Raw genomic sequence first — 18,135 nt, 5'->3', positions numbered from 1 at the left:
AGAAAGCAATCATACATTTTGGAATAACCCCTTCTTCGCGAAACAACACACGAAAATGGATTAGTTTAATACTTTCATACGAACTTTTTTTCGTCCCCAGCTATTTGCTTGAGACTTGGATTGTACTAAAATATCGATTTTATTTCCTTTAATTGCACCACCAGTATCTCCAGCTACAGCATAACCATAACCTTCAACCCAAACTTTTGAACCTAATGGCACAATACGTGGATCAACCGCAACAATTTTTAAATTCGGATTTTCGCGCAAGTTAATACCTGCCGCTGAAACCCCTGAACATCCTGCACAATAAGGTGTATAAGCAGTAGCCTCTACATAAAATTCTTTACCATCTATTGGCTCACCCGAACGAGACACACTCGCTGTGACCACTTTTGTGCCTACTGCGACTACTTTTGTCTTCGCTGCGTCTATAACCTTTTCAGATGCTACTTGTTTTGATATGGTTTTCCCGTTTTCTTTGACGATATTATACGTACGTTCAACCTTACCATTTTTACCTTCTGTTACTACTTTCTCTTTACCCTTCAACAATGAAGAATCATTTTTCTTTTCAACTGCGAAATCTATTGATTCCTCCACTACATCGGTAACCTTTTCTACGCGAACAACTGCGATTTTTTCATTTGGAGTGATAACATTCTCCAAACCTTTATCTACACGATCGAATTCATTTAACTGGATTCCTTGTTGTTTTAAAAAGTTAGCGACCGTAGTCGAAGTGGACCATACTTGTCTCTTTTCTAACCCATCGACAAGCGTTAACTGAAACGCCTTTTGAATATCGATTTTGTTATCTGCTCCTACTTCTGTATCTAAGCTTTGCGATATGAAATCTTGCTCTTTTACTTCGATATTTGCTTCTTCCAAAATGTTCTTCACTACTTTTTCAGTTGTCCAAACGATTGACTGATTTCCGTCAACTGAAATGACTAATTCTTTTGCCTGTTCCCATTCTATTGACATTCCACTGTCAATTTTGGTACTCAGTGAGGGTATTACTTTATCGTGCTCTAATATATCTATATTTTCTGCTTCTAAAAGCTCGGCAACTGTAACTGCATGTGTGTAGATTTCGGTGGTTTCACCATCTACAGTTAATGCAACTGGGGTTTTCGTTCCTTGATACAGAACGAATGCTATTACGAATACAAACAGGGCAATTGAAAGAATCCTTACTCCTGTTTGCTTACTCCTCAATGATCCTAAGAACTGGCTTTTCATGGAATGATTTGACATGAAAATAACGCCTCCTTAATACAAAGTTGGATTATACGGGCTAGTTTTCATGCTGTCAATAGATACGATTTTCTAATGAAATCGTTCACTTTACTGAAACTAGTGCTACAACTAGTATTGGAGGCAATTTTTAATACTAAACATTTATTTTTAAATTGAGATATAATTTTTGTCGAAATGACTCATTTCAACACGAAACCTTAGTTCAATCGATAGATTTCTGATGTTGAAATACGTACTTTTTTGTCCTTCAACAATTCACTTAAGTATATTAGTCAATTTTAAAAAAGCGTTTTGCATTTTCCGTCGTTTTTTTAGCGACTTCCTCTACTGATAACTCTTTTAATCGGGCGATTTCCTCAGCCACCAATGGAACATATGAAGGTTCATTGCGTTTTCCACGGTATGGATGCGGTGTTAAATACGGTGCATCTGTTTCGATTAATAAGTACTGTAATGGAATTTCAGTTGCTACTTCTTTTGGTTGACGGGCATTTTTAAATGTTACTGGGCCTCCAAGACCGATCATAAAGTTCATTTTGATACATTCATTTGCTGTTTCTACACTTCCACTGAAGCTATGCATAATTCCACCAACGGATGCTGCATTTTCTTCTTGTAAAATGCGCACCACATCTGCTGTTGCTTCTCGATTATGAATGATAATGGGTAACTCTAATTTTTGCGCTAAGTGAATCTGTTTTCGGAACCAATATTCTTGAATTTCTTTTGGTGATTTGTCCCAATAATAATCCAGTCCTGTCTCGCCAATACCTACGACTTTCGGATGCTTTGCGAGCGCTTCAATCCAGTGCAATTCCTCCTCTGTACAGTCGATTGCATCTACTGGGTGCCACCCAATAACTGCGTATAAAAAATCGTAGTCTTCAATTAACTTCATCGCACGTTCGATTGTCTTACGATCAAAACCGATGACAACCATTTTTTCTACATTTGCTGCTAGTGCACGATCAATCACCTCTTGTAAATCTTCATCGTATTGATCTGCATTTAGGTGGACATGTGTGTCAATATATGTGCTCATTGCCAATTCTCCCATCATGTATTGTATGTGTACAAATAAGTTTAAATTTACCTTAATTATTAAATTCCTATTACAATAATTATTCATTTTGTCATTATATTTATATAACATTCGAAATAAGGGCATAAAAACCTATATATCAACCTTTTTATAACAATTTAATGTTATATTAATATATCTTAATTCAGCCAATTCCTTACTAAATAGTGAAAAGTCTGCCGAACAGCTTTCGTTCAACAGACTTCTTTCATTTATTTTACTTGTGCACCATTTGTAAGTTTTGGATCTACTGTAGCGAGTGTTAGTACCCCATCGTGAGAGCCAGCTAAAATCATCCCTTGAGATAATTCACCGCGCAGCGTCACCGGTTTTAAATTAGCCACTACAATTACCTTTTTACCGATCAATTCCTCAGGTTTATAATGCTCAGCAATGCCTGATACGACTTGACGTTGCTCATATCCTAAGTCAACTTGGAGCTTCAATAATTTCTTCGCTTTTGCTACCGGTTCACATGCTGTTACTGTTGCAACACGTAAATCAACTTTCATGAAATCATCGATTGTAATTTCCTCCGTTTGTGGTGCTTCTACTGCCGCCACTTCTTCTTGAGATGTTTTTACAGATGCTTTCATTTGTTCGCGAATATAAGATACTTCCACATCCACTTCTAAACGTGGGAAAATAGGAGTTCCTTTTTCTACCACTTTAATGTTTTGCGGAATAGTATTGCCAAATGTTACAATTGTGTCCCATTCTAACAGTTTTTCGTCAAATCCTAATTGCTCCATAATTTGCTTTGGCGCAGTTGTCATAAATGGTTGTAATAATACCGCAATATGACGTAGGCTTTCTGCTAAGTTGTACATTACTGCAGCTAATTTTGGCTTGTCTGCTTCATCCTTCGCTAACACCCATGGAGACGTTTCATCGATGTATTTATTCGTACGTGAAATAAGCGACCAAAGCTCACTTAATACAATGCTAAATTGCATCTTTTCCATACTTTCTTCATATTTAATACGAACATTTTCTGCATGTGCTTTTAATGTCGCATCAAATTCCGTTGCTTGTAAGTTTTCTGTTGGGATTACACCATCAAAATACTTATTCATCATTGAGACAGTACGGTTTAAAAGATTCCCTAAATCATTCGCTAAATCGAAATTTGTACGCTCCACAAATGATTCTGGTGCAAATACGCCATCTTGTCCAAAAGGTAGCTCGCGTAATAAGAAATAGCGTGTTGCATCTAAGCCATAACGTTCAATTAACATTTCTGGATACACAACATTCCCTTTAGATTTTGACATTTTACCGTCTTTCATCATAATAAATCCATGTGCAAAGACCTTTTTCGGTAATGGTAAATCTAATGCCATTAAGAAAATCGGCCAATAAATCGTGTGGAAGCGCACAATATCTTTCCCCACTACATGTACGTCTGCCGGCCAATACTTATTAAAGAGCTCTTCATTGTCAGAGCCGTAACCAAGTGACGTAATATAGTTTGTTAATGCATCTACCCATACATAAATAACGTGCTTTGGATCTCCAGGTACTTTAATTCCCCAATCAAATGATGTACGAGAAACCGACAAATCTTCGAGACCTGGTTTAATGAAGTTATTAATCATCTCATTTTTGCGAGATTCCGGTTCAATAAATTCTACATTGTTCTCGTAATATTCTAGTAATCGATCTGCATATTTCTTCATATTAAAGAAGTAAGACTCTTCTTTAACCTTTTGAACACCGCGATTACAGTCTGGACATTTCCCGTCTACTAATTGGGATTCAGTATAATAAGATTCACATGGTACACAATATAAACCTTCATATTCACCTTTATAAATATCACCATTGTCTAGGAATTTCTTGAAAATCTTTTCCACCGAATTTTTATGGCGCTCTTGTGTCGTTTGAAGAAAGTCATCATACGTAATATCCATCGTAGACCAAAGTTTTTTAGCTACATCTGCAATTTCATTAACATAATCTTGTGGATGCATATTTGCTTCTTGTGCTTTTTCTTGGATTTTTTGACCATGTTCATCCATGCCTGTTAAAAATCGTACATCAAATCCTTTTAATCGCTTGTAGCGTGCAATCGCATCAGACGCAACCGTTGTATACGCTGTACCGATATGGAATTTCCCACTCGGATAATAAATCGGGGTTGTTATATAAAATGTTTGTTTTTCACTCACGGCAATTGCCTCCATTTGCTTTACTGTATCCTCTTTATTCTAACGAAGTACGAAATTTGTTTCAATCAAAGTTTATTACAATTCATTATTACCGAGAAATAATAACAATAATCTGGTAAATTGTTAGAACCTTTCAACTATTTTAAATTGTTTTTATTAATAATCCTTAATAAAATTAATTAAAAACAAAAATATAACAGAAATTTTTCTATAAATTTTAATTCGGGAATGCTAATTTATTGACGGTTATGGTATTAATTGTTATGATTTTAACTAGACAAGGAATCAATGTCGAATTTTGACGAAAAATAATAACTATTATTAATAGGAGGAAATATTGATATGAAATCAACAGGTATCGTTCGTAAAGTCGATGAATTAGGACGTGTAGTAATTCCAATCGAATTACGTCGCACATTAGGCATTGCAGAAAAAGATGCATTAGAAATTTACGTTGATGACGATAAAATTATTCTAAAAAAATATATGCCTAACATGACTTGTGCTGTAACGGGTGAAGTTTCAGACGACAATATGCGCTTAGTTGGCGGCAAGCTTATTTTAAGTGCTGAAGGCGCAGAAATGTTAGTAAAAGAGATCCAATCAAATATTAAATAATAAGCGTCACTTAACGAAAGGGATATCTCAACTATTGGGATATTCCCTTTTTGCCTTTATTATGGACAATGAAACTGCTTCTTATTAGTATACGCTTTGCTCTACTATCTTTTACATAAAAAAACTGTGAAGAGCAATTTCCTCTTCACAGTTTTTATTATTGATGATATGCCTGATACACTTCTCGCTTCGGTAAATTACGTAATTTCGCAACTTCCTTAATCGCTTCTTTAGAAGATATTTGACTTTCCTCTATTAAATACTCCACATGCTGTTCCAGAGTGAAGTCTGTCCAATATACGTCTTCTTCTTCAATCATTTCATTTGATGGATTTCCCTCTAATACAATACAAAACTCCCCTCGAATTTCATTTTGTTGCGACCAATCAATCGCTTCTGTTACTGTCCCGCGTAAAAATTCCTCAAACTTCTTCGTTAATTCACGGGCTAATGTAATTTTTCGGTCCCCTAGTACAAGCTCCAAATCCTTCAACGTCTCTTTCAATCGATGCGGTGCTTCATAAAATACTAATGTTTCTTGGCGTTTCGCTAAAATTTCCAATTGTGCACGACGATCCTTTTTATTCCGTTTTAAAAATCCAAAGAAATAAAATGGTTGTGGTGTTAGTCCAGATGCGATTAAGGCCGTTAATGCCGCATTAGCACCTGGAATTGGCACGACCGCAAAGTCTTCCTCAATCGCTTTTACGACAATATCTGCCCCCGGATCCGAAATACATGGTAAACCCGCATCACTTACGAGCGCGATTGATTTCCCTTCTCGTAAATACGCTAGTAATTTCTCACCGCCTACTTCTATATTATGTTCGTGATAACTAATTAATGGTGTTTGAATATCGAAGTAATTGCAAAGTTTCTTCGTATTACGCGTATCCTCTGCCGCAATGACATCTACTTCTTTTAAAATACGCAGCGCACGTACTGTCATATCCTCTAAGTTGCCAATCGGTGTTGCGACTAAATATAAGCAACTACCTTGCTCGTGCTGACTACTCTTCTGTGATTTCATCTGTAGATCTCCTCATATACTCTATTTTTTTTAAGCGTGGCAATTGCTTAAATGCATATTCTGCACGCATTGCTTCTTGTTTTGTCTCAAATAGCTCATAATAAATGCACTTTACAGGACCGCGAGCCCTTGTATATTTTGCCCCTTTTCCTGTATTATGCACAGTAATGCGTTTTTCCAAATTATTCGTATAACCTGCATAATAGCTTGTATCTCGACATTCTAAAACATAAAAGTAATGCTTATTTTCCTTCTCCATAAAGCAGTGCCCTCACTTCTGCTGTGTATTTATTATTATCCTCATACACATAAAGTGGCGGTAAAACTTTCAAATCTGGCTTGCCGTCTTTAATCGCTTCAATTAATAATGTGTTGGCCTCTTTTCCCCGCTTTGGATAAACAAATTGAATACGCTTTGGCTCTAGGCGATTTGCGCGCATTGCCTCTACAATATCAAGTAATCGACCTGGCCGATGAACGAATGCCGCTTTTCCACCTTGTTTTAGTAAACGACTTGCTGATTCAACAGCTTCATCCAACGTTAAATAAAGTTCATGTCGTGCAATTGCATAATGTTCACTGACATTTTTTTCACTGAGCTCATGTGCTAAAAAATACGGTGGGTTGCATGTGACCACATCATATTGTTCAACACCTAACGTCGCTGGTGCTTCTTTCACATCACCTAATTGCATGTTAATTTGATGCTGTAATTCATTATATTGAATGCTGCGCATCGCCATATCATACAGTCTCGGCTGTAATTCAACGCCTGTTATTTCAGCCTTTGTTCGAGCACTTAAAAATAATGGAATAACACCATTTCCCGAACATAAATCAACAATTTTCCCTTTACTTTTTGGGACTTGGACAAAACGTGATAATAATACGGCATCTAATGAAAATGAAAAGACGGATGGACTTTGAATAATCCGTAATTCCTCAGCTAATAAATAATCTAATCGTTCGTCATCCTTTAACCATTGTTCCACAACTATTCCTCCGTTTAATTCCTATATGAAGGATAAACAAAAGACTGATATCTACAATTGCAGATTCAGCCTTTACGTTTAACCATTTTGTTTATTTAAAAATGATAGACAGAACAAACAATCTTCACCTTTACGCGAGCTACCGAAATGCACATGACATACATGGAAACCTTCATGATAAAGACGTGCTAAATTATCATAACCTTCCCCAATATCAATTGCTTCTTTTTTGAGCTCTTCTGTTTTTTGAACGGTACCAGCTTCATTTGCCAACAGTTCCTCTAAACGTGTTCGAAGGTGAAGGTTTTCTGTTTGAAGCGTCTGATGCTCCTCCATCATATGGGCAACAAATTGCTTAAGCGCATTAAATTGTTGCTGCATTGATTCAAGCTGTTGTTCGAACTCCATAACAGTATCTAAAAAATTACGGTCCTTCACTCAAACCACCCCATTAATCTCTATCTATATAAGATTCTTTTCACATTGTAACAATTCATCCAATGTATACTCAACCATACGCTCTTGCTTCGCTAAATATACTTGAACTAAACGCTCTAAAATATTTATTCCAATTACTTTTCCTTCGCCATCAGGTGTCATTGTTTTTTCTCCGATGTCTGGCATGCCTTCTTTTGCCATCTCATAATCCTCATTTTCATATTTCAAGCAGCACATTAAACGGCCACATAAACCTGAAATTTTTGTTGGATTTAGCGATAAATTTTGATCCTTCGCCATTTTAATCGACACAGGGTCAAAATCCCCCAAAAATGTCGAACAGCAAAGCATTCTTCCACATGGACCAATACCACCAAGTAACTTCGCTTCATCACGTACACCAATTTGACGAAGCTCGATGCGCGTACGGAAAATCGATGCCAAGTCTTTAACAAGCTCTCGGAAATCAACACGTCCTTCTGCTGTGAAATAAAAAATAATTTTATTGCGATCAAATGTATATTCTACATCGACAAGCTTCATTTCTAGCTCGTGTTCTGTAATTTTTATATTGGCTAATTCAAAAGCTCTTTTCGATTCGATTGAATTTTCCTCAACTTGTATACGATCACGATCGTCTGCTGGGCGTACAACTTGTTTTAATGGTAAAACAACGTCATTTTCGCCTACTTGACGCATCGGTACAACTACCTTACCATACTCAATACCGCGAGCAGTTTCTACTATGACATATTCTCCAACTTCTAGAATATATGCTGCTGGATCAAAATAATATATTTTACCCGCCTTTTTAAAGCGAACTCCGACTACATTATACAAATGTATACCCCTCCTGAAGATTCAGCATTAGCTGCTCCATCAATAGCGTGCGATTCATATTGCGATTTAACGCTGCACGCGCATGTAACACAGATTGCATTTGAAGCGATAATCGTTCATATGTCATATGCAATGCCATGTCATTGAAACGTTGATACATATCAGGATATGTACAAGTTGCCTGTTGATTTGCTTTAATCGCTACCATATCACGATACGCAAATAATAACAAATCGAGTGCCTGCTCCATCTCTTCTTTTTCTTTAAATAATGGTAGCCACTCGTCATGAACTAATAATAACGCTTCATGAACATTTTGATGAACCGTTTCTATTGATTTTAACACTGTTTTTCGCGCAAGTACAAATTGCTCGTCATTTGCTAACGCATAAGCTGTATCGAACTCATTCGTTAACATACTAACAGTTGCTGCCATTGAATTGGTTATTCCTTGTTCTATTAAAGCTTGGACAAGCGTTGGCCTAGGTGCCTTTGCAAATTTAACGTGCTGACAACGTGAACGAATTGTTGGCAATATCCCTTGAATTTGCTCCGTTAATAATAATGCAACAACATGTCCCTCTGGCTCTTCTAAAAACTTTAACAACATATTGGCCGATGACACATTTAATCGATCAGCGTGATGAATGACATAAATCTTTTTGCCTTCCTCTACACCTGTCATTTTCATTTCGGCAATTAAATCCCGCACTTGGTCAATTTTAATAAATTGTCCTTCTGGCTCTATTTGTTGAATATTCGGATGATTCCCCGAATCTACGCGTCTGCAATTTCGACATGTTTCACATGGAACATTTTTTGTCATATTTTCGCATAGGAGAAGTTTTATAAAAAACGACACGATATCACGTTTACCTGTTCCTTTTTCACCATCAAAAATATAGGCATGTGCCAAACGATCCTTTTCTACAATCGCTTGAAGCTGCTTCATTACTACGGGCTGTAATGTTGTTAGCTCTTCTATTGTTCGTTTCATTGTCTTCACCTTTTCATTCATTGCCTATTTATTATTAACAATAAAGATGCTCGCTTCATTGATGTTGATAAGGATGGTATCAACTTCAATAGCATTGTGTAATCTCTTTAAAGTTATACTAGAAAAAATCCCGTGTCTAGTGCGCGACAAAGACACGGGGATACTTTACATATAAAGATTAATTAAGAGACCTTTGATTTCGCCAATTTTCGCTAATAACTCAATAGACTCTTTTTCTTCATTTAATATATCTTCAGCTAACTCAACAAGTCGTTCATCGACTGTTTCAACAATCTTTAAACGTCTCCCCTCACCAAAACGATTCCATGTATGAGATTGTTTCATCTCTAAACCATAATCAACCGCTTCTTGTAAAAAGCGCTTCACTAGCATTTTAAAACGTGCGAGTTCTCTTAAATTACGTGAACGTGCGACACGGTTACCTGCTGCTGAAATATCACCTAGAAGTCTTGTTAGTTGTTCTGATTGCATTTTAGATCCTTGTTTCAAAACCATATCACCAAAACGATTATTGCCTTGGTTTGTTGGACGTAAATCATTGCGATTTGTATTCATACCAAGCCGCATATCTTGATTTATTTTCATTTATTTGCCGCCTCCACTAGAATCAATTACGCCTCGGTGTAATTGTGTCCAGATTTTTTTTGAGCTTGGGGCCACAGGACGTGGGTCAGTCAGCCATTGTCACACGATGTGACGCCCTTAGGCTGACTTCCTTCTCTTTAAAAAATCTGTGACATCCGCCGGGGCTTAACTTGATTCAGTGGGGGTTGAACCCCTACTGAATCAAGTTAAAAATGGTGGAATTGATCAATTGGTAAGACAAAGACAATTGCTCCGCCAACTTCAACTTCCACAGGGTACGGAATATAGGAGTCTGCGTTTCCACCCATTGGAGAAACTGGCGCTACCATTTGTTCGCGTGATCTACAGTTTTCACGAATAATATCCAATAACTTTGGAATTAACGAATCATCTGTACCAATTAAAAATGTTGTATTACCCGAACGTAAAAACCCACCTGTACTTGCTAATTTCGTCGCACGAAAGTTATTCTTCGTCAAAGCATTTGATAATCGGTTACTATCTTGATCTTGCACAACTGCCACTACTAACTTCATCCGTACTCACCCCTTCATTGAATTGGTGCTTCTATTATATCATAAATAGAAGGTCCACTTCATTTACTTTTACCCTAATATTGGATTTAAAATCCCCCATACCTCTTCAATAACATCCTCCAGCGGCTGATCTGCATTAATGATACGGAACCTTTTTGGGTAGCGTTTCATTGCTTCTTGATAGCCTTCATATACCTTTTGATGGAACGCTAACCCCTCAACATCTAAGCGATTAATTTCATCCGTACGATTGGCATGAATGCGTGCTAACCCCTTTTCAGGCGCGATATCAAAATAAATTGTGATGTCTGGGAGCCTTTGACCAATTGCAAATTGATTAATTGATAATACTTCATCTACACCAATTCCTCTTGCGTGACCTTGGTAAGCAAGTGAAGAATCAATAAATCGATCACATAATACATGCTGTCCTTGCTCGAGTGCTGGTACAATCTTTTCATAAAAATGCTGCGCTCTTGCCGCTGCATAAAGTAATGCCTCTGTACGCTCATTCATCATTGTATGTTCAGGATTTAAAATGATGGAGCGGATTTTCTCTGCAATTTCAATACCACCCGGTTCACGTGTTAGCAGGATGTTCATTCGGTTTTTCTGTAAACGTTCTCCAATTGATTTCAATACCGATGTTTTCCCTGCACCATCTGGACCTTCAAATGTTATAAATAAGTTCCCTTGCATGTTTATATTCTCCCTTTTCTCATTTTATGACATAAATCATTTTTTCATGTAAACGATGCTCTCCTTGAAAGGCAGCACCCACTGCTAATAATTCCTCTAATTGATTCAACTTCGCAGCAGTAATTTTCTCACCTGGAATAAATAATGGAATGCCTGGTGGATATGGAATTAACGTTGCCGCAGCAATACGCCCCATCGCTTTCACATAAGGTACCCATTCTTTTTCAGCATGTTCAATTTGGACAAAACTTAATTCAGGTTTTGTCACCGCAGACATTTCAAATTTTGATTGATTTAATTGTATTGCATGGCCTTGTGACTTTTTCAAATGAATTAATGCTTCTTTCATTTGAATTCTCAAATCAGCCAGTAGATATGCGTCTCCATGTTTTAATAAAGGTAAAATTAAAAGAATTTGATTAGCATCTGCTAATTCGACAAATATTTTCCTTTTCTCCAATGCCACTTTCAATTCAAAACCTGTATATCCTGGTGCTCGTACAATTAGTTTTAACAAATCATCTACTTCAACAACTTCAAGCCCCGTTAAAGTTCGTAACGATTCAATTAATTGATTGCGTTTCTCCATTAAGTAAACAAAGTCTTTTTCTGAATAACTCATCACATACTGTCTCGCATCATCTAATGACGCCAATAATAAATAAGAGGGACTACTTGATTGAAGCATTCTTAAATAATGATTTATTTTTTGTACGTCCACCCTTGTCGACTTAATATGTAAAAAAGAAGCCATCGTCATAGCTGGCAATGTTTTATGTGCAGATTGTACAACTACATCGGCCCCTAAATCTAATGCTGAAGCAGGTAATTGATTACTGACAGTCAGATGGGCACCATGCGCCTCATCTACAAGTACAGGGATTCCCTTTTCGTGGCAATATGAAATTTGTTTTTCTATATCTTTTGCTGTAATACCATAATAAGTAGGATAAGTTAAAACTACTGCTTTTGCTTCTGGATATGAATTAATTGCTTGTTCTAATTGTTCTAGTTGAACACTGCCCGCAGTTTGACTTTGTTCGTGCCATCTCGGGGCAATATAGACAGGATCGACTCCTACTAACTCTAATGCGTGGAAAACCGATTTATGCGCATTTCTTTGAACGATTATCGTATCTCCTTGCTGACAGGTCGCATAAATCATCGCTAAATTGCCGACTGTTGAACCATTTACTAAAAAGAAACTTTTATTTGCTCCATAAGTTTGAGCTAATAATTGCTCTGCTTCTAGTATAGCTTCTTCCGGGTTATGAAAATCATCTAAACCTGTTAATTCTGTGACATCATATATTAGTGCGTTTTTTATTTCGAGCGGTAAATTTGAGTGGCTTCCATTCTTGTGTCCTGGTACATGTAGTGATAGTGGTTTTTCTTTTATAAATTTTTGTAAAGCCTCCACAATCGGCCTTTCTCTTTTCATCATTTCACCCCATTAAAGTTTATCTTTCTTCCTATTATAATGTCGTCTGTAAAATCCGACAAACCTTGTACATCGTTTAACTAATTGGATTTATTTCACTTTTAATTTTCCTTAACAACAAAAAACCCACTGATTTCTCAGTGGGTTTTAATTTGCGAAGCGATGTCCTACTCTCACAGGGGGAAGCCCCCAACTACCATCGGCGCTAAAGAGCTTAACTTCCGTGTTCGGTATGGGAACGGGTGTGACCTCTTTGCCATCATCACTTCACTATTACGACCTTCAATACACATCGCATTACTGCGTCAGCTGCATTCACTCAGTCAGTCACGTACTTGAGTACGCTCCTTCGTTCGTTCAATTGCTTCCTTGTACTACTTGTGTCTTGAAGCTCTCATGTTAGAAAGATTATTCTTTCAAAACTGGATAAACGTTTCATTGAAATTGTGCAATAAATTGTGGTTAAGTCCTCGACCGATTAGTATTCGTCAGCTCCATATGTCGCCACACTTCCACCTCGAACCTATCTACCTGATCGTCTTTCAGGGGTCTTACTTACTTGCGTAATGGGAAATCTCATCTTGAGGGGGGCTTCATGCTTAGATGCTTTCAGCACTTATCCCGTCCACACATAGCTACCCAGCGATGCTCTTGGCAGAACAACTGGTACACCAGCGGTGTGTCCATCCCGGTCCTCTCGTACTAAGGACAGCTCCTCTCAAATTTCCTACGCCCACGACGGATAGGGACCGAACTGTCTCACGACGTTCTGAACCCAGCTCGCGTACCGCTTTAATGGGCGAACAGCCCAACCCTTGGGACCGACTACAGCCCCAGGATGCGATGAGCCGACATCGAGGTGCCAAACCTCCCCGTCGATGTGGACTCTTGGGGGAGATAAGCCTGTTATCCCCGGGGTAGCTTTTATCCGTTGAGCGATGGCCCTTCCATGCGGAACCACCGGATCACTAAGCCCGTCTTTCGACCCTGCTCGACTTGTAGGTCTCGCAGTCAAGCTCCCTTATGCCTTTACACTCTACGAATGATTTCCAACCATTCTGAGGGAACCTTTGGGCGCCTCCGTTACTCTTTAGGAGGCGACCGCCCCAGTCAAACTGTCCGCCTGACACTGTCTCCTACCCCGCTAAGGGGCATGGGTTAGAAGTTCAATACAACCAGGGTAGTATCCCACTGACGCCTCCTTCGAAGCTGGCGCTCCGAGATCTCTGGCTCCTACCTATCCTGTACAAGTTGTACCAAAATTCAATATCAGGCTACAGTAAAGCTCCACGGGGTCTTTCCGTCCTGTCGCGGGTAACCTGCATCTTCACAGGTACTATAATTTCACCGAGTCTCTCGTTGAGACAGTGCCCAGATCGTTACGCCTTTCGTGCGGGTCGGAACTTACCCGACAAGGAATTTCGCTACCTTAGGACCGTTATAGTTACGGCCGCCGTTTACTGGGGCTTCAATTCGTAGCTTCGCTTGCGCTAACCACTCCTCTTAACCTTCCAGCACCGGGCAGGCGTCAGCCCCTATACTTCACCTTACGGTTTTGCAGAGACCTGTGTTTTTGCTAAACAGTCGCCTGGGCCTATTCACTGCGGCTCTCATGCGCTTGCACGCTCAAGAGCACCCCTTCTCCCGAAGTTACGGGGTCATTTTGCCGAGTTCCTTAACGAGAGTTCTCTCGCACACCTTAGGATTCTCTCCTCGACTACCTGTGTCGGTTTGCGGTACGGGCACCTCTCACCTCGATAGAGGCTTTTCTTGGCAGTGTGAAATCAGGAACTTCGTCCATACGGACTCGTCATCACAGCTCAACGTATTAGTGTGCGGATTTGCCTACACACACGCCTTACTGCTTGAACAGAGACAACCAACGCTCTGCTTACCCTATCCTACTGCGTCCCCCCATTTCTCAAACGGTGAGGAGGTGGTACAGGAATATCAACCTGTTGTCCATCGCCTACGCCTATCGGCCTCGGCTTAGGTCCCGACTAACCCTGAGCGGACGAGCCTTCCTCAGGAAACCTTAGTCATACGGTGGACGGGATTCTCACCCGTCTTTCGCTACTCATACCGGCATTCTCACTTCTAAGCGCTCCACCAGTCCTTCCGGTCTGACTTCAACGCCCTTAGAACGCTCTCCTACCACGCATCCATACGGATGCATCCACAGCTTCGGTGAATCGTTTAGCCCCGATAAATTTTCGGCGCAGCGTCACTCGACCAGTGAGCTATTACGCACTCTTTAAATGATGGCTGCTTCTGAGCCAACATCCTGGTTGTCTAAGCAACGCCACATCCTTTTCCACTTAACGATTACTTTGGGACCTTAGCTGGTGGTCTGGGCTGTTTCCCTCTTGACTACGGATCTTATCACTCGCAGTCTGACTCCCGTGTATAAATATCTGGCATTCGGAGTTTGTCTGAATTCGGTAAAGCGAGATGCCCCCCTAGTCCAAACAGTGCTCTACCTCCAGTATTCTCAATCACGAGGCTAGCCCTAAAGCTATTTCGGAGAGAACCAGCTATCTCCAGGTTCGATTGGAATTTCTCCGCTACCCACACCTCATCCCCGCACTTTTCAACGTACGTGGGTTCGGGCCTCCAGTAAGTGTTACCTCACCTTCACCCTGGACATGGGTAGATCACCTGGTTTCGGGTCTACGACCACGTACTAATTCGCCCTATTCAGACTCGCTTTCGCTGCGGCTCCGTCTCATCAACTTAACCTCGCACGTAATCGTAACTCGCCGGTTCATTCTACAAAAGGCACGCTATCACCCATTAACGGGCTCTAACTACTTGTAGGCACACGGTTTCAGGATCTATTTCACTCCCCTTCCGGGGTGCTTTTCACCTTTCCCTCACGGTACTGGTTCACTATCGGTCACTAGGTAGTATTTAGCCTTGGGAGATGGTCCTCCCAGATTCCGACGGAATTTCACGTGTTCCGCCGTACTCAGGATACATTCAAGAGGGAATGAGGTTTCACTTACAGGGCTTTTACCTTCTATGGCGGGCCTTTCCAAGCCGCTTCAACTATCTCATTCTTTTGTAACTCCGTATAGAATGTCCTACAACCCCAAAGAGCAAGCTCTTTGGTTTGGGCTCTTCCCGTTTCGCTCGCCGCTACTCAGGGAATCGAATTTTCTTTCTGTTCCTGCAGGTACTTAGATGTTTCAGTTCTCTGCGTCTGTCCTCAACACGCTATGTATTCACGTGAAGATACTATGCGATTAAACATAGTGGGTTCCCCCATTCGGAAATCTCTGGATCAAAGCTTACTTACAGCTCCCCAAAGCATATCGGTGTTAGTGCCGTCCTTCATCGACTCCTAGTGCCAAGGCATCCACCGTGCGCCCTTATTAACTTAACCTACAGCTTCCAATACACGGCGTATTTCGTCGTCAGCTACTTTCGTTCTGTCAGTCACGTACATAGGTACGCTCCTTCCTTCACTCCATTGCTTCCTAGAACTACTTGTGTCTTGAAACCTTTAATTAGTTACTACTTATCCTATAAAAGATAAGATTTAAGAACTTGCACGATCAATTTCTTGATCATTTGTTTGTTTATTGCTTTCAATGTCGTTTTATCCAGTTTTCAAAGAACAAAGCAGCTGACTTCAATCACATCGTGAATGACTTCGCTGTTTTTGCTACATGAAGCTTTGCGACGTAAGCGCTAGCGTCAGGAGCAAGTATATATGAAGTGTTTCATCAAAAAGATGAACCTTCAAAACTGAACAGCAAACGTTAATGTTTCATTCCCGAAGGAATGATTCCGAAAATATCCTTAGAAAGGAGGTGATCCAGCCGCACCTTCCGATACGGCTACCTTGTTACGACTTCACCCCAATCATCTATCCCACCTTCGGCGGCTGGCTCCATAAAGGTTACCCCACCGACTTCGGGTGTTACAAACTCTCGTGGTGTGACGGGCGGTGTGTACAAGGCCCGGGAACGTATTCACCGCGGCATGCTGATCCGCGATTACTAGCGATTCCGGCTTCATGTAGGCGAGTTGCAGCCTACAATCCGAACTGAGAACGGTTTTATCGGATTAGCTCCCCCTCGCGGGTTGGCAACCGTTTGTACCGTCCATTGTAGCACGTGTGTAGCCCAGGTCATAAGGGGCATGATGATTTGACGTCATCCCCACCTTCCTCCGGTTTGTCACCGGCAGTCTCCTTAGAGTGCCCAACTAAATGATGGCAACTAAGAATAAGGGTTGCGCTCGTTGCGGGACTTAACCCAACATCTCACGACACGAGCTGACGACAACCATGCACCACCTGTCACCGTTGTCCCCGAAGGGAAAACTGTATCTCTACAGTGGTCAATGGGATGTCAAGACCTGGTAAGGTTCTTCGCGTTGCTTCGAATTAAACCACATGCTCCACCGCTTGTGCGGGCCCCCGTCAATTCCTTTGAGTTTCAGTCTTGCGACCGTACTCCCCAGGCGGAGTGCTTAATGCGTTAGCTGCAGCACTGAGGGGCGGAAACCCCCCAACACTTAGCACTCATCGTTTACGGCGTGGACTACCAGGGTATCTAATCCTGTTTGCTCCCCACGCTTTCGCGCCTCAGTGTCAGTTACAGACCAGATAGTCGCCTTCGCCACTGGTGTTCCTCCAAATCTCTACGCATTTCACCGCTACACTTGGAATTCCACTATCCTCTTCTGCACTCAAGTTTCCCAGTTTCCAATGACCCTCCACGGTTGAGCCGTGGGCTTTCACATCAGACTTAAGAAACCACCTGCGCGCGCTTTACGCCCAATAATTCCGGACAACGCTTGCCACCTACGTATTACCGCGGCTGCTGGCACGTAGTTAGCCGTGGCTTTCTAACAAGGTACCGTCAAGGTAGCGCCAGTTACTACGCTACTTGTTCTTCCCTTGCAACAGAGTTTTACGAACCGAAATCCTTCTTCACTCACGCGGCGTTGCTCCATCAGACTTTCGTCCATTGTGGAAGATTCCCTACTGCTGCCTCCCGTAGGAGTCTGGGCCGTGTCTCAGTCCCAGTGTGGCCGATCACCCTCTCAGGTCGGCTACGCATCGTTGCCTTGGTGAGCCGTTACCTCACCAACTAGCTAATGCGCCGCGGGCCCATCCTGTAGTGACAGCGAGATGCCGTCTTTTAACATTCGAACATGAGTTCAAATGTGTTATTCGGTATTAGCCCCGGTTTCCCGGAGTTATCCCAATCTACAGGGTAGGTTACCCACGTGTTACTCACCCGTCCGCCGCTAACTTTCAAAGGTGCAAGCACCAATGAAAGTCCGCTCGACTTGCATGTATTAGGCACGCCGCCAGCGTTCGTCCTGAGCCAGGATCAAACTCTCCATAAAAGTTAGTTTGAAAGCTCATTTGCTTTGCTAGCGTATCAACATAAAGTTGATATCTATAA

General features: G+C 40.8%; 14 protein-coding genes and 3 rRNA genes. 1 reads left to right on the top strand and 16 read right to left on the bottom strand.

Annotated features, from left to right (window positions below; all coding sequences use genetic code 11):
• Window positions 1–60: 60 nt before the first annotated feature.
• From MHI10_RS00265 to metG, 3 genes are all read right to left on the bottom strand, one after another.
• On the bottom strand, window positions 61–1,260 hold the full coding sequence (locus tag MHI10_RS00265; RefSeq protein ID WP_340781971.1) for a ubiquitin-like domain-containing protein: 1,200 nt from the start codon (window positions 1,258–1,260) through the stop codon (window positions 61–63).
• Window positions 1,261–1,531: 271 nt separating this feature from the next.
• Entirely contained in the window at window positions 1,532–2,305 is a 774-nt protein-coding gene (locus MHI10_RS00260; RefSeq protein ID WP_340781970.1) for a TatD family hydrolase, read from the bottom strand.
• A 251-nt stretch (window positions 2,306–2,556) separates the two neighbouring features.
• On the bottom strand, window positions 2,557–4,530 hold the full coding sequence (gene metG, locus MHI10_RS00255) for a methionine--tRNA ligase (RefSeq protein ID WP_445683166.1): 1,974 nt from the start codon (window positions 4,528–4,530) through the stop codon (window positions 2,557–2,559).
• A gap of 327 nt (window positions 4,531–4,857) precedes the next feature.
• Between metG and MHI10_RS00250 the strand changes: the two genes are divergently transcribed.
• On the top strand, window positions 4,858–5,133 hold the full coding sequence (locus tag MHI10_RS00250) for an AbrB/MazE/SpoVT family DNA-binding domain-containing protein (RefSeq protein ID WP_340781967.1): 276 nt from the start codon (window positions 4,858–4,860) through the stop codon (window positions 5,131–5,133).
• 157 nt (window positions 5,134–5,290) lie between these two features.
• Here the strand turns inward: MHI10_RS00250 and rsmI are convergent, their stop codons facing one another.
• The 13 genes from rsmI to MHI10_RS00185 form a co-directional block, all read right to left on the bottom strand.
• Window positions 5,291–6,163, bottom strand: coding sequence for a 16S rRNA (cytidine(1402)-2'-O)-methyltransferase (gene rsmI / locus MHI10_RS00245; RefSeq protein WP_340781966.1), 873 nt, complete (start codon window positions 6,161–6,163; stop codon window positions 5,291–5,293).
• Window positions 6,144–6,422 (bottom strand): GIY-YIG nuclease family protein, encoded by a 279-nt coding sequence (locus MHI10_RS00240; protein ID WP_340781965.1) that lies wholly within the window; start codon window positions 6,420–6,422, stop codon window positions 6,144–6,146. The genes rsmI and MHI10_RS00240 overlap by 20 nt, the downstream gene beginning before the upstream one ends.
• Window positions 6,406–7,155: a tRNA1(Val) (adenine(37)-N6)-methyltransferase gene (locus MHI10_RS00235; protein ID WP_340781964.1), complete on the bottom strand. Its 750-nt coding sequence runs from the start codon at window positions 7,153–7,155 to the stop codon at window positions 6,406–6,408. Before MHI10_RS00235 ends, MHI10_RS00240 begins: the two co-directional genes overlap by 17 nt.
• A 78-nt stretch (window positions 7,156–7,233) precedes the next feature.
• Window positions 7,234–7,593 (bottom strand): DNA replication initiation control protein YabA, encoded by a 360-nt coding sequence (gene yabA / locus MHI10_RS00230; RefSeq protein WP_340781963.1) that lies wholly within the window; start codon window positions 7,591–7,593, stop codon window positions 7,234–7,236.
• A gap of 24 nt (window positions 7,594–7,617) precedes the next feature.
• On the bottom strand, window positions 7,618–8,433 hold the full coding sequence (locus MHI10_RS00225) for a PSP1 domain-containing protein (protein ID WP_340781962.1): 816 nt from the start codon (window positions 8,431–8,433) through the stop codon (window positions 7,618–7,620).
• On the bottom strand, window positions 8,426–9,430 hold the full coding sequence (gene holB, locus MHI10_RS00220) for a DNA polymerase III subunit delta' (protein WP_340781961.1): 1,005 nt from the start codon (window positions 9,428–9,430) through the stop codon (window positions 8,426–8,428). The genes MHI10_RS00225 and holB overlap by 8 nt, the downstream gene beginning before the upstream one ends.
• Before the next feature lie 165 nt (window positions 9,431–9,595).
• On the bottom strand, window positions 9,596–10,036 hold the full coding sequence (locus MHI10_RS00215) for a YaaR family protein (protein WP_340781960.1): 441 nt from the start codon (window positions 10,034–10,036) through the stop codon (window positions 9,596–9,598).
• Between the two features lie 206 nt (window positions 10,037–10,242).
• Window positions 10,243–10,572, bottom strand: coding sequence for a cyclic-di-AMP receptor (locus MHI10_RS00210; protein WP_099422026.1), 330 nt, complete (start codon window positions 10,570–10,572; stop codon window positions 10,243–10,245).
• 69 nt (window positions 10,573–10,641) lie between these two features.
• Complete coding sequence (tmk, locus tag MHI10_RS00205; RefSeq protein WP_340781959.1) at window positions 10,642–11,271, bottom strand: dTMP kinase; 630 nt, start codon at window positions 11,269–11,271, stop codon at window positions 10,642–10,644.
• Window positions 11,272–11,290: 19 nt separating this feature from the next.
• On the bottom strand, window positions 11,291–12,712 hold the full coding sequence (locus tag MHI10_RS00200) for an aminotransferase class I/II-fold pyridoxal phosphate-dependent enzyme (protein WP_340781958.1): 1,422 nt from the start codon (window positions 12,710–12,712) through the stop codon (window positions 11,291–11,293).
• A 154-nt stretch (window positions 12,713–12,866) separates the two neighbouring features.
• Window positions 12,867–12,982, bottom strand: a 5S ribosomal RNA gene (rrf, locus tag MHI10_RS00195).
• 188 nt (window positions 12,983–13,170) lie between these two features.
• Window positions 13,171–16,097 (bottom strand): 23S ribosomal RNA (locus MHI10_RS00190).
• Between the two features lie 423 nt (window positions 16,098–16,520).
• A 16S ribosomal RNA gene (locus MHI10_RS00185) occupies window positions 16,521–18,076 on the bottom strand.
• The 16S, 23S and 5S rRNA genes sit together here, the layout of an rRNA operon.
• Window positions 18,077–18,135 lie beyond the last annotated feature (59 nt).

The organism is Solibacillus sp. FSL K6-1523, assembly GCF_038005225.1.
Lineage (GTDB): Bacteria > Bacillota > Bacilli > Bacillales_A > Planococcaceae > Solibacillus.
Note: the sequence above shows the minus strand (reverse complement) of the source record. Positions and strands in the feature narration are given on the sequence as shown.

What these genes read in the sequence shown, in the direction of transcription:
- rsmI (WP_340781966.1), bottom strand. Translation starts at nt 6,163, where the DNA reads ATGAAATCACAGAAGAGTAGTCAGCACGAGCAAGGTAGTTGCTTATAT.
- MHI10_RS00250 (WP_340781967.1), top strand. Translation starts at nt 4,858, where the DNA reads ATGAAATCAACAGGTATCGTTCGTAAAGTCGATGAATTAGGACGTGTA.
- MHI10_RS00265 (WP_340781971.1), bottom strand. Translation starts at nt 1,260, where the DNA reads ATGTCAAATCATTCCATGAAAAGCCAGTTCTTAGGATCATTGAGGAGT.
- MHI10_RS00200 (WP_340781958.1), bottom strand. Translation starts at nt 12,712, where the DNA reads ATGAAAAGAGAAAGGCCGATTGTGGAGGCTTTACAAAAATTTATAAAA.
- MHI10_RS00240 (WP_340781965.1), bottom strand. Translation starts at nt 6,422, where the DNA reads ATGGAGAAGGAAAATAAGCATTACTTTTATGTTTTAGAATGTCGAGAT.
- MHI10_RS00210 (WP_099422026.1), bottom strand. Translation starts at nt 10,572, where the DNA reads ATGAAGTTAGTAGTGGCAGTTGTGCAAGATCAAGATAGTAACCGATTA.
- MHI10_RS00260 (WP_340781970.1), bottom strand. Translation starts at nt 2,305, where the DNA reads ATGAGCACATATATTGACACACATGTCCACCTAAATGCAGATCAATAC.
- MHI10_RS00215 (WP_340781960.1), bottom strand. Translation starts at nt 10,036, where the DNA reads ATGAAAATAAATCAAGATATGCGGCTTGGTATGAATACAAATCGCAAT.
- metG (WP_445683166.1), bottom strand. Translation starts at nt 4,530, where the DNA reads ATGGAGGCAATTGCCGTGAGTGAAAAACAAACATTTTATATAACAACC.
- tmk (WP_340781959.1), bottom strand. Translation starts at nt 11,271, where the DNA reads ATGCAAGGGAACTTATTTATAACATTTGAAGGTCCAGATGGTGCAGGG.
- holB (WP_340781961.1), bottom strand. Translation starts at nt 9,430, where the DNA reads ATGAAACGAACAATAGAAGAGCTAACAACATTACAGCCCGTAGTAATG.